12 protein-coding genes are annotated in these 12001 nt (G+C 43.2%); 6 read left to right on the forward strand and 6 right to left on the reverse strand.

Annotated features, from left to right (window positions below; translation table 11 throughout):
• Positions 1 to 21 precede the first annotated feature (21 nt).
• Entirely contained in the window at positions 22 to 828 is an 807-nt protein-coding gene (locus BLQ81_RS01470; RefSeq protein WP_092728168.1) for a glycoside hydrolase family 25 protein, read from the forward strand.
• 28 nt (positions 829 to 856) lie between these two features.
• Here BLQ81_RS01470 and BLQ81_RS01475 read toward each other — a convergent pair whose 3' ends face one another.
• Genes BLQ81_RS01475 through BLQ81_RS01490 form a run of 5 tightly spaced genes read right to left on the reverse strand, consistent with a single transcriptional unit; the run spans position 857 to position 4011 of the window.
• Positions 857 to 1336 (reverse strand): hypothetical protein, encoded by a 480-nt coding sequence (locus BLQ81_RS01475; protein ID WP_092728169.1) that lies wholly within the window; start codon positions 1334 to 1336, stop codon positions 857 to 859.
• Between the two features lie 8 nt (positions 1337 to 1344).
• Positions 1345 to 1617 carry a metallophosphoesterase family protein gene (locus tag BLQ81_RS01480; protein ID WP_092728170.1) on the reverse strand — a complete coding sequence of 91 codons (273 nt, stop codon included), beginning with the start codon at positions 1615 to 1617 and terminating at the stop codon, positions 1345 to 1347.
• Between the two features lie 50 nt (positions 1618 to 1667).
• Positions 1668 to 1808, reverse strand: coding sequence for a hypothetical protein (locus BLQ81_RS22165; protein ID WP_175454143.1), 141 nt, complete (start codon positions 1806 to 1808; stop codon positions 1668 to 1670).
• Between the two features lie 29 nt (positions 1809 to 1837).
• Entirely contained in the window at positions 1838 to 3022 is a 1185-nt protein-coding gene (locus tag BLQ81_RS01485) for an alpha/beta hydrolase family protein (RefSeq protein ID WP_245693120.1), read from the reverse strand.
• Positions 3019 to 4011, reverse strand: coding sequence for a sulfatase-like hydrolase/transferase (locus tag BLQ81_RS01490; protein ID WP_245693121.1), 993 nt, complete (start codon positions 4009 to 4011; stop codon positions 3019 to 3021). The genes BLQ81_RS01485 and BLQ81_RS01490 overlap by 4 nt, the downstream gene beginning before the upstream one ends.
• Positions 4012 to 4333: 322 nt before the next feature.
• Between BLQ81_RS01490 and BLQ81_RS01495 the strand changes: the two genes are divergently transcribed.
• The 5 genes from BLQ81_RS01495 to BLQ81_RS01515 all read left to right on the forward strand — a co-directional run bounded on the left by BLQ81_RS01495 (position 4334) and on the right by BLQ81_RS01515 (position 11257).
• The gene (locus BLQ81_RS01495; RefSeq protein WP_092728172.1) at positions 4334 to 4909 is read left to right on the forward strand and encodes an NADPH-dependent F420 reductase; all 576 of its coding nucleotides are present in this window, start codon (positions 4334 to 4336) and stop codon (positions 4907 to 4909) included.
• Positions 4910 to 5119: 210 nt separating this feature from the next.
• The gene (locus BLQ81_RS01500; protein ID WP_092728173.1) at positions 5120 to 6076 is read left to right on the forward strand and encodes a calcium/sodium antiporter; all 957 of its coding nucleotides are present in this window, start codon (positions 5120 to 5122) and stop codon (positions 6074 to 6076) included.
• Positions 6077 to 6229: 153 nt separating this feature from the next.
• Positions 6230 to 8623, forward strand: coding sequence for an outer membrane beta-barrel family protein (locus BLQ81_RS01505; protein ID WP_217636634.1), 2394 nt, complete (start codon positions 6230 to 6232; stop codon positions 8621 to 8623).
• 67 nt (positions 8624 to 8690) lie between these two features.
• Entirely contained in the window at positions 8691 to 10868 is a 2178-nt protein-coding gene (locus BLQ81_RS01510) for a DUF5916 domain-containing protein (RefSeq protein ID WP_092728174.1), read from the forward strand.
• Between the two features lie 155 nt (positions 10869 to 11023).
• A complete protein-coding gene (locus BLQ81_RS01515; protein WP_092728175.1) occupies positions 11024 to 11257 on the forward strand; it encodes a DUF6364 family protein in 234 nt (77 codons plus the stop codon).
• 41 nt (positions 11258 to 11298) lie between these two features.
• Here the strand turns inward: BLQ81_RS01515 and BLQ81_RS01520 are convergent, their stop codons facing one another.
• Positions 11299 to 11868 (reverse strand): pyridoxamine 5'-phosphate oxidase family protein, encoded by a 570-nt coding sequence (locus tag BLQ81_RS01520; RefSeq protein ID WP_092728176.1) that lies wholly within the window; start codon positions 11866 to 11868, stop codon positions 11299 to 11301.
• Positions 11869 to 12001 lie beyond the last annotated feature (133 nt).

A 12001-nucleotide genomic window follows, 5' to 3' on the forward strand; every position in this document is an offset into this window, starting at 1 on the left:
CATTTCGATTTGAACTGAATTATGCCGCGAAAGAAAAAGTACAGCCCTTGGATTTGGATTGCTTTTTTGATTTTAATGACTGCTGTCGGCTCTGGATATTTAGTCTTGAGGTACAAAACACAGATTGAACGTCGGCTTGGAGAATATACCCGAAAAGCCCCTCCTGTTACCGAGTCACTCAAATTTGAACAAGTTTTCGACCGGTTTTCAGATGGAATTTTGGGCATCGATGTCTCCCATTACCAGGGTAAAATCAACTTCCCCGGTCTTCAGCTTCAGATCAAAAACAGAAGAATTGAATTTATCATGATTCGGGCGACAATGGGCTCAAATGGAATTGACAGGCAGTTTAGAAGCAACTGGGAAGGTGCCCGAACTTTGCCCGTGCTCAGGGGTGCATACCACTATTACCGACCGAATGAAAACAGCACCAAACAGGCCCAAAACTTTATCAAAACTGCAAAACTGAAGTCAGGAGACCTTATCCCGATATTGGATATCGAAAAGCACAGCACCATCCAATCCAAGGATAAACTCCGAGAAGGACTGAAAAACTGGCTCCGCATTGTGGAAAAACACTATGCAGTCAAACCTATGATTTACACCGGAGATAGCTTCTTTTGGGAAGTGCTGCACAACCACGGTTTTGATGAGTATCCCGTCTGGGTGGCGAATTACAACCCGGTGATGAAACCTGAAACCCGAAACTGGGTGATCTGGCAATTTTCAGACAAAGGAAGTCTGCCTGGAATCGGGGAGCGAGTGGATTTGAATGTGCTGCGAGGCGGAAGGTTTCAGCTGCAAAAATTGAAAATGCCAACCGAATAATCCTTTGGTGTCAATTCAAATCTTTAAGTCAAAATCTCAATTTCCGCTTTGTAATCCAAGGGTGAACGTAGGGTTTCAGATTTTCCGGAAAACCCAACTCGAAAGGAGAAGGACCCACCCATTCGGTTTTCTTTCCGGCGATTTTGATGGTTCCATTGGAGGAGATTTCCACGGTTGTAAACAGGGGTTCCTTGAAGGGAGCCGTGTATTTGATCCATCGGAAATTTTTGTCCACTTCGGGACTGTAGCGAATGTACTCGTAATCCTCACCCAGCCAATGATAGGCCATGGAGGTAATGGAGATATACCAGATACCTCCGATATTTTCGGCATGGGTGTGCCCGTTGAACGAAGCAATCACTTTTCTCTCAGGATGAAGTCGGTTATGCTCCTGTAGCAGGTTTTGGATTTCCTGGTAATTGTCCAGTCCGTAGGTCTCCTGATGAGTCTGGTAAATGGAAAGTCCCTGATGGGAAAATAGGATAACCGGATATTGGGTCTTTTCCAATTCTTTCTTTAACCAGGCAAATTGCTCTGTCCGATAAATTGCTGGTAACCCTTGGCATTGGAATCTTTTTTGTCATTCCCATCCAAAACGATAAAATGGAAGCCCTTTTTATCGAAAGAATAGTAGCTTGAACTCATGTTTCGGTATTCAATCGCCCTTTCTTTGGAGGTACCACCGTCCATTTCATGGTTGCCGATGACATGGTGCTTTTCCCCGGGGAATGAATTCCAGATATCAAACGCTTTTTGATACCCTGGTTTTGGAATGCCAAAATCCCCCAATTCAATGATGAAATCGGGATTTTATTTTTTCATGGCTTCGACAAAAGTCGTCAGGCGTATTCCGAATCATGCATGGTAGGAATATGGACATCTGTGCAAAGACCGAATTTGACGACATTGCTTTTTTGTGCCAAAACAGGGACAGAAGCTATTAATCCTGCTAAAAGCAGCAAGTATCGAAATACTTTCATTGGAAATCAGTTAGGGGTAAAAGGGGATTTTATTTCAGATTGAGAAAATTGAGCACAGCTTCATCGCCTTGTAGCGCATGTACCGGAATCGGATTTTTCTGGTTAAAGACTCGAAGTTCATCTGCCGAAAGCAGCGTGACAAAGCTCTCATCAAAGCCGTCTTGATAGGGAATTCGGCCTGCATTCAGCCCCAAATAGTGACCAAAGAAATTGTAAACCGCCGCTCGTTTGTTTTTACCGTAATCATGTCGCTCACCAGCTAAATGGACATTATCGACCCGGCTTTCTGATTGGTAGGCAGCATATACTTTTTGGACATAGGGAAATTCAATTCTCGGTGTGTTTTTCGTCCAATCTCCGCCATCCGAAACCAAAAGCATGGGCCGAGGTGCTGCCAAAGCGGCAATCTCCACATTGTTGGTTTGATGGTTGGAGCTTTTGTGGATTGGCATGCCGCTTTCGCAGGTGCAGCCTCCGAAGAAATAGGCCGAGACCATCACCACGGGAGCAGAAACCTTGATTCTAGGATCCAAAGCCGTAATCAAAATCGTCTGGGTACCTCCTCCGGATTCACCAGTCACACCAACGCGCTCAGGATCCACATCGGGGCGGGAAATCAGGTAATCTAGTACCCGCTGGGAATTATAAGTTTGGATCGTCAGGGCAATGGGAATTTTGTGATCAACCTGCTTGGAGTCACCATAACCAATCATATCATAAGCAAATACCACAGCACCCATTCGGGCAAAGGCGGCACTTCGCTTTTGCATACTTTCTCCAAATCGCAAATCCGGTCCATGTCCATGAACGCTGAGAATGCCTGGACTTTTCTGAAAAGGAACTGGGTTCAAAGGACGATAAAGATTCCCTGTGATGAAGAATCCAGGAAAACTCTCAATGGCAATGTTCTCGACAATGTATCCATCCTTTTCGCGTGTGCTGTGGATGATGGGATTAAATGGAGTCGTTCGTTCTGGCATTTGCTTCAGCTTCATTCCGTCAATAATTCCTTTGCGGATCATTTCGGCCCTTCTTTCCCAATCCGCTTGACTGGACCATTCCGATGCAGTTTTTTTCATAAAAACGGCAGCCTCATCCTCTGTCCAATAGGCGCCACCGCAAAGCAAGTTTTCCTGAGCAAAAATGGCGTTGCTCAACCAGAAGAGTAAATACAAACTCATTACCTTTTTCATAAATACGGTCGTCAAAATCATTTCAGGATTTGTGCATTTTCACTTGGTTCAAAGCCGATCCGATGAGCATTCACATAGAGCGAATCTCCGGGATTACCTTCAAAAGGTTCCAGGTAAACTTTCCAACCTACATTTTTTGATTTTCTGTAAGCAATAGAAGCACTTGATGTGGCTGAGTTCAGCTTGACTTTTCCATTCTCCAACTTTACCTCTGGGGAAAGGGTAATTGGGGGTTCATCCTTCCCACCCCACCAGTTTCTGACCATTTCCATTTCGTTCAGGGCACCCAAATCTCCAAATTCCGCAATCCAATCTTCATGTGCTTTTCGAAGCTCGGCCAACACACTTCGGGTCACAGAATCATCCGGATAAACAGGAGGAACCTTAACAATTTTGGGATCCACAAGCAGTTCCTCTTTTTCTCGCATCCAAACTTGGGATTCGTGACTGATTGTGAAATTGAAAATGGCGAAAAATGGCTGATTTGGATCGGGTCGGTTACGATAATGAGCTTTGGGACTGCTTTCGTCCCACATCGTTACCGGACTTTTAAAATGATAATCTTCTTTGGAATTGTTGCTTGTAAAATACCCGTCCATCCGAAGCAGCTCGGGATAGGTTTTCATACCCTCAGGAAGAACAGTAGAATATCCTTTGAATCCGGTTGGATAAGCATCACCTGCGGCTGCTGATGGGGCAAGTGTTCGCATGTGCATGGCGCCGATGGAAGTTTGATACGCTCCTGTGATCAGTGTCGCGCGGCTTGGTGCACATACTCCCGCTGTTGCAAAAACCTGATTGTACTGCACTGATTCAGCCGCTAGGGCATTCAAAAATGGAGTTTTCCCACCAGTGCCTCCATAGGTTTTCAGATGCTCAGGAGAGAGATCTTCACATACGATCCATACTATATTGGGCTTTTCCGGATATTGGGATTGATTGATTTTCGGAGTTTCATTTTTGCAGGCAAAAAGCAGGAAAACGAACAGGGGAAAGAGTCGAATCTTCATAGGTTGGGGCATTATTGGTTTTTAAAAGATAGGATTTTATTTAAAAAAATCTGTCCTATTGGGTCATGGTAATACCTACTTCTTCCATCTTTCCTTGTGACATAAAAAAATAGTCGGTAGGTTCTGACTATTGATAATAAGATCATGGGCAGCTCAAAAAAGAGGTATAACGTCAAAGCCAAATTCTCTGCTAATCGGCCAAATAAAATTGGACAAAAACTAAAATTTCAGAAAATGGAACTGATTTTCAGGTAAATCTGTCATTACTTAGCTTGTGTACTTTTCTGTAAGCATAGTCTTAGATATTTTAAATTAGTAATGAATGAAAAAAATAGGCGTTTTAGGCTCGGGAGTTGTAGGAAGAACTTTGGCCGACGGATTTGTAAAGCGGGGCTTTGAGGTCATGCTGGGTACTGGAAATCCAAACAAACTTTCTGATTGGCAGTCTGGGGCAAATGGGAAAGTAGGTAGCTTTGAAAAAGCAGCTGACTTTGGAGACTTGATCATCCTTGCTGTCAAGGGAACCGCTGCCCTTAAAATCGCCGAGCAGGTAAAAGTCGGGATTAGCGACAAGACAGTTCTGGATGTCTGTAACCCAATTGCTGACGAATCTCCTAAAGATGGCGTTCGAAAATTTTTTACCACAGAAGAATCCCTGATGGAAATGCTTCAAAATCTTGTTCCTGAGGCCCATTTTGTAAAAGCTTTCAATTATATAGACAGTAAGGCGATGATAAATTCAGCCAAATCAAAGGCCCAGATTATGAATATTTGTGGCAACGAAGACGTGGCAAAAACAGAAGCTAAAGAAGTTTTGGCATTATTTGGATTTAAGCCAAAAGACATGGGAAAGGCTGAAGCGGCAAGAGAAATCGAGCTAATGGCTATTTCCCTTTAATTGCTAAGCAATAAGACTCAGTCCCAAATATCCAGATCATAACGGTCTGGATATTTTTTTCAGGACTTTGAAAAATTCAATCATTCAGACCTGGCTTGGGAGAATTTGGGGTATTGTAACTTTTCAAATGGCATATAATTTTTAATGTTAGCTTTGGAACTTGATTCTTAATAAGGCCGCATATACCCCTGAAATCCCTTTCTCAAAGCTATGATTATACAGCTTATATTACTTGTCGTTGGATTGGTACTTTTGGTCAAAGGAGCGGATTGGCTCGTAGATGGTGCCTCAGTCCTAGCAAAGAAAAACAACATCTCCGATCTCGCAATCGGACTTACTATTGTGGCTTTTGGTACCTCAGCACCGGAATTGGTTGTGAATGCCGTTGCCGCATCAGGCAATTATCCGGATATCGTTTTTGGAAATGTCATCGGCTCTAATAATTTCAACCTGTTTGCCATTCTTGGAATAGCGGGATTGATCACACCCTTGGCTGTTCAATCGAGTACGGTATGGAAAGAAATCCCATTCTCTCTGGTAGCTGCTCTTGTATTGTTGGTTTTGGCAAATAATTATTTATTTTCTGAACCCACTCATCTCTCGAGATATGATGGCTTTATTTTATTGGGCTTATTTGCTGCATTCCTGTATTACGTAGCCACCCAGCTCAAAGCTGACCCATTGGTGGAAGGGGTGGAAAACAAGGATTATTCCACAGGAAAGATCTGGTTTTTAATCCTAATCGGTCTAACAGGCTTAGTTGGTGGCGGTAAACTGGTCGTAGACAATGCTGTTTGGATAGCTCAAGCACTGGGAGTAAGTGAAAAAATAATTGGTCTCACCATTATTGCAGCGGGGACATCACTTCCTGAATTGGCCACTTCTGTGGTTGCAGCGATGAAGAAGAATGCGGACATTGCCATCGGGAATATTGTGGGATCCAATATCTTCAACATTCTTTTGGTGTTGGGGGTTAGTGCACTTGTTCGCCCACTTGACTTCAATCCTGCCTTCAACACAGACATTTATTTGCTTTCTGCAGGAACATCTTTTTTATTCATTTCCATGTTTATTGGAAAAAAATACCGGCTGGACAGATGGCAAGCTGCTTTGCTATTGATGATATTTGCATCGTACACCACGTATTTAGTCATGCTTGAGCTTTGATCTTCTTGGGGGTTCCTCTTGCAAAGGGTTTCTGAATAAGAACCCTTTTTTTTTGCCATTTGTAAAAATTAGAATGCTCCAGTCTAGGTTTCGTTCTAAATTTCATCCAGTTAATTCGAGATTATTTTTGGATTAGCGAAGAGACCCAAACCAATGAAGCCTATTTTGCCCAAAAACCTATTGGTTATTCCGATTTTAGTATTGGGAATGATCACCATCCACTCTTTTGCGCAGCAAAACCGGGGTATGATCCGAGGAACCATCGTTGAAAGATCGAGTGCGGAGCCCCTTCCCTTTACCACAATTGGTGTTTATACTGAGAAGGACAGTCTCATCGGTGGAGGCATCTCTGATGAAAACGGAAAATACTCGATCGATCTTCCCTTTGGAAAATTCTATGCCTTGATAGAGTTTATGGGCTTTGAGGCTCAAAAAACCAATTATTTCTCTCTTACGAGGGAAAATCAAAATTTGGATCTTGGCGAAATTGGACTTTCGCCTACAGCTTCTGATCTCAGTGAAGTCGTGGTCCAGGGAGAAAAAACTATCATGGAGCTTTCGCTCGACAAGCGAGTCTTCAATGTTGGAAAGGATCTGGCAAATGCCGGTGGGAATGCCTCTGATATTTTGATGAACCTACCTTCGGTCGCGGTAGATCCTGATGGAAATGTCCGGCTTCGGGGCTCGGCAAATGTGCGGATCCTGATCGATGGAAAACCTTCGGGTTTGGTCAGTTTCAAGGGAAGCAGTGGACTGCAGCAGCTTCCCGCCAATATGGTGGATCGGGTGGAAGTCATCACCAATCCATCCGCCCGTTACGAAGCAGAAGGAATGGCAGGTGTGATCAATATCATTTTAAAAAAAGACAGCAAGCAGGGGTTCAATGGGTCTTTTGAACTAATTGCGGGCTACCCGGTCAATACCGGTTTTACTACTAATCTGAATTATCGGCACAACCGGATCAACTGGTTTATCAATTATGGACTTTCATACCGGCAGACACCCGGGATTAGCGAACTTTATCAGGAGGTGTATAATGAGGATGGCACGACTTCCATCCTGAGCCAAAACAATTCATCGACGGTCACCGGACTAAATAACAACCTTCGTGGCGGATTGGATTATTACTTCAACGAGAACAGCATCCTGACTGGCTCTTATCTTTGGAGAAGAAGCGATGTAAGAAGGATAACAGATATCCGATACGAGGATTATCTGAATAGTTTTGACGATTACCTGGGGTATTCGCTTCGAAGACAAGATGAAACAGAGGCAGAGCCTAACAAGGAGGCAATTATTAACTATAAGCGAACTTTTGCCGAAAAAGGGCATGAGTTTATAGCATCATTTACCTATCTCAATTATTGGGAGCGATCCGATCAGCTTTTTACTGAAAATGCTTTTTCTATTCAAAGAGTGATAATTCCAGAAGGGGTGCTGGTACAGACCTCACTCAATGACGAATCCGAAAATCAGTATTTACTTCAGATGGACTATGTGAAACCATTTGCTGCCAAAGGGAAATTTGAGTCAGGAATTCGAACGAGTTTTCGCGAAATGGAAAACGATTACTTGGTTCAGGAACTAAATGAGTCAGGAGATTTTGTGACACTTCCCGGGCTGGACAATATCTTTCTCTACAATGAAAATATCCTCGCTGCATATGGGATCGTGGGGAATGAAACCGGAAAATGGAGCTATCAGGGAGGACTGCGGGCAGAATATACCGATGTGGAAACAATCTTGGTTGAAACCAATGAAAGCAATCCACGGGACTATACGAATCTCTTTCCATCTGCACATTTAACTTACAATGTGACAAAAGAAAATGCCTTCCAACTTAGCTATTCCAAGCGGGTCAGAAGACCGGTCTACAATGATCTGAGTCCTTATGTAACCTTCTCCGACCAACGAAATTTCTTCAGTGGAAATCCCGATTTGGATCCAGAATTCACCGATGCTTTTGAATTGGGTCACATCAAGTATTTTGAAAAAGCGACTTTATTTTCCACAGTTTATTTCAGAAATACTGTCGAAAAAATCGAACGGATCAGGCAAGTTCAGGACGATGGATTTTCAGTAACTGCTCCGGTTAATTTAGCTGGTGAGAAGTCCTACGGATTTGAATTCAGCGGGGATTATCGGGTGAAAGACTGGTGGAAACTGGATTTCAATGCCAATTTTTTTCACGCAAGAATTGACGCCAGCAATATCGGGCGTACTGACCTGATTAAAACCTACTCCTGGCTTTTCCGTCAGACTTCCCGGTTTAGCTTTGGAGAAGGATGGGATGTTCAGGCCCGGGCAAATTATGAAGCAAGACAGAAAACAGCTCAAGGCATCAGAAAGGGCATTTTCTTCATGGACCTCTCTGCAAGCAAACGAATTCTTCAAGACCGCGGAACTCTGGTACTGAATGTGACGGATGTGTTCAATACCAGAATCAACCGGGAAATCATCGAGGGATTCAACTTCTTCACCGATCGAGAGTCTCAGATGATCCGAAGACAAACAAACCTTACCTTCGCCTACCGAATCAAGCAATAAACCTGTATTTGAACCTGCGGAAAACTTTGGCACCCTGTTTTCTCAAGGTTTTTATTTAACCGCTACCATGCGTTTACTACTTCCATTTCTACTGTTTAGTCTTGGCTTGACAGCTTCTTCATTTGCCCAAAAAATCAATGCGGATTACCGGCTTGCCATTCAAAAAGCAAGTTCAGCCATAATCATTGATGGAATTTTGGATGAAAAAGCCTGGGAGGATGCGGCCGTCGCTACGGATTTTTTCATGATTACGCCGATGGACACGAGCTTTGCCCAGGTTAGGACGGACGTGAGAATGAGTTACGATGACGAGCATTTGTATCTGATCGTAGTCAATCACCATGCACTTGAAGGCCCCTATATGGTCGAGTCACTGAGAAGAGATTTCAGTTTTGGAAAAAACGATAACTTTCTCCTTTTTATGGACCCTTTTGATGACATGACCAATGGGTTTTCGTTTGGGGCGAATGCCGCAGGAGCGCAGTGGGACGGTCAAATGTTCAATGGCGGAAGTGTGGATCTCAGTTGGGACAACAAGTGGGTGTCCAAAGTCAAAAATTACGAGGATAAGTGGGTTTTTGAGGCAGCAATTCCTTTCAAATCAATTCGCTATAAAAAAGGCATTTCTGAATGGGGAATCAATTTCAGCCGACTTGACTTGAAAACGACCGAAAAGTCAGGTTGGGCACCGGTTCCCAGGCAGTTTCCTTCTGCTTCGCTGGCTTACACCGGCACACTCGTTTGGGATAATCCGCCCCCGGATGCGGGTTCAAATATTTCCATCATACCTTATGCATTGGGCGGTGTAAGCAAAGACTTTCAAAACGAAGGCGGAAACGTCTATCGAAAGGAAGTGGGAATCGATGCCAAGATCTCCCTGACTTCCTCGCTCAACTTGGACCTGACTGTAAATCCGGATTTTTCTCAGGTGGAGGTTGATCGTCAGGTGACCAATCTGGATCGCTTTGAACTCTTTTTTCCGGAGCGCAGGCAGTTCTTTCTGGAAAATGGAGATTTGTTTGCAGGTTTTGGATACAGTACGATCAGGCCGTTTTTTTCCCGGAGAATTGGACTCGAAGCCCCCATTCAGTTTGGGGCGAGAATGAGTGGCAAAATCAACAAAAACTGGAGAATGGGTGCAATGAACATGCAGACCGGAGAAGTTGAAGAAAGAGCCTTGCCATCACAAAACTTTACGGTAATGGCCCTGCAACGACAAGTTGGAGCCCGATCAAACATCGGAGCAATCTTCGTCAACAAACAGTCACTGAACTACAATCCCGACCCTGAGACAGAGCAGCCAATTTATTCGCAATTCAATCGAAATGCAGGCCTGGAATACAACCTCGCTTCTGCCAACAATCTCTGGACTGGAAAGGCTATGGTCTTGCAATCCTTTGGTCCGAATAATATCGGGAATGGTCTGGTCCATGCCGCCAATCTCCGATTTTCCAGCGGAAATCTGACTTGGAATTGGCAGCACGAGTACGTATCCGAAAATTATACCGCTGAGGTGGGTTTTGTCCCGCGAAATGGATTTTACCGTATCAATCCGATGCTCGGATATCGCTGGTTTCCAAAAAGTCAAAAAATTCTAAGTCACGGACCTGACTTCAACACGTCCTTGTTTTTTAATATGGGGGGAGAAAAAACTGACAATACCAGCTATATAGCTTACAATGTCCGATTCCGAAGTCAAAGTAATCTGACGGCATGGCTTGCCTATGATTTTGTGAAGCTACAGCGGCCCTTTGATCCTACCAATTTCTCAGGGATCAGTTTGGAGACCGGTACCGAACATAGCTGGAATGCAATGGGTATGGAATATTCCTCAAAGCCCCAAAGTGTATTTACCTATTCATTTTCGACCCGAATGGGTGGATATTATGCAAATGGGGATCGGTTCAACTTTACCACCGATTTTGGGTACCGTTTTCAGCCCTACGTGAGTTTGGCGCTGAGCACCAATTTCAATCAGATCAATCTGCCAGAGCCTTGGGGTGAAACGCGATTTTGGCTCATTGGCCCACGGGTGGATGTCACCATGACCAATACTGTCTTTTTCACGGTTTTTGTCCAATACAATGAGCAAATCGAAAACATCAACCTGAATACACGTTTTCAGTGGCGCTTCAAACCCGCTTCGGATTTGTTTATCGTCTATACGGACAATTACCTGCCAGATCCATTCAATGTGAAAAACCGGTCCTTGGTACTGAAGTTTACTTATTGGTGGAATGTTTAAAGTAAGATTTGAGATGTAAGAAATAAGATTTTAGACAAAAGAGACAAGAACCATGAAGATTGCGGGATGACCGATCCGGGGTCAAAAGACCGAATCAACCCAAATAAGTCCATTTTAAATTGAATCAATTTTACAAGTGTTTTATCTTCATTGGAATGAAAAAGAAATTGAAACTCTTTTTGGATAAAGCGGTGGTCGAAAAGGCGAAAATCCATTCTTATCAGACAGGTAAAAGCTTGTCAAGTATGATTGAAATGTTTTTTGAGAAGCTGACTGAAAATACGATTTCTGACCGAATAAGCCGTATTGCTGGCAAAATCGAAATACTAGGAGATTTTTATTATAAAGATGAGCTGAGGAAAGGGCTAGAGGAAAAACTTCTAAAATAAAGGCTTCTTCTGTCTTCGGTCTCCCGTCTTCCTGCTCTTTGCTATGGCACGAGCCACTGACCTTTCCAATTCTCACTTTTTGAAAATAGAATTCTCAAATGTTTTAACCCATTTAGCTGTAAGGCTTCAATCGATTCTGGAATAAACTTCAAAACTGTAAAAAATTGATCATCGCCAGTTTCTTTCCAATCAAAAGCTTCATTTGGATCTGAAATAGGAGTACCAGGAGCCAAGGTTGAAGTGTACGCTTTTTGTGCCTCGCCCTGAACTTTCGGCCAAAAGTCTTTACTCACTTCATTTTGGTTGTGAATTTCAGCTTTAGCTTTGATTCGGATTTGGACTCTTTTTCCCAAGTGGTAAAAATGAAGAGTCGCTGATGGATTTGCGCTTAATTCATTGACTTTCTCAGAGCGGGAATCTGTAAAAATATGGAACTCCAATTCTTTGCTTACAGACCTGACCACGACGGTTCTTATTTCAGGACTTGTTTCCCCAATTGTACCTAAGTTGACATAGCGAAAGGGATGCTTGGGATCAAGTGCTCCGCGATGAAGCTCATGACTTATGGATTTCCAAATTTCTGATTGTAATTCGTTTTCGGAGAATAGCATTTTAAACGGTTTTGCATGTAAACCCTTCCTGACAAATAGAGTTCAACTGACGGAATTTACATTAATAGCGTCAGTGAATATTTTAGTTAATGTTAAACGTCTTTGATTTTTTACCAAGAAACAATGGGAAATT

The sequence above is a fragment of the Algoriphagus alkaliphilus genome, assembly GCF_900103735.1.
GTDB classification, from domain to species: Bacteria; Bacteroidota; Bacteroidia; order Cytophagales; family Cyclobacteriaceae; genus Algoriphagus; species Algoriphagus alkaliphilus.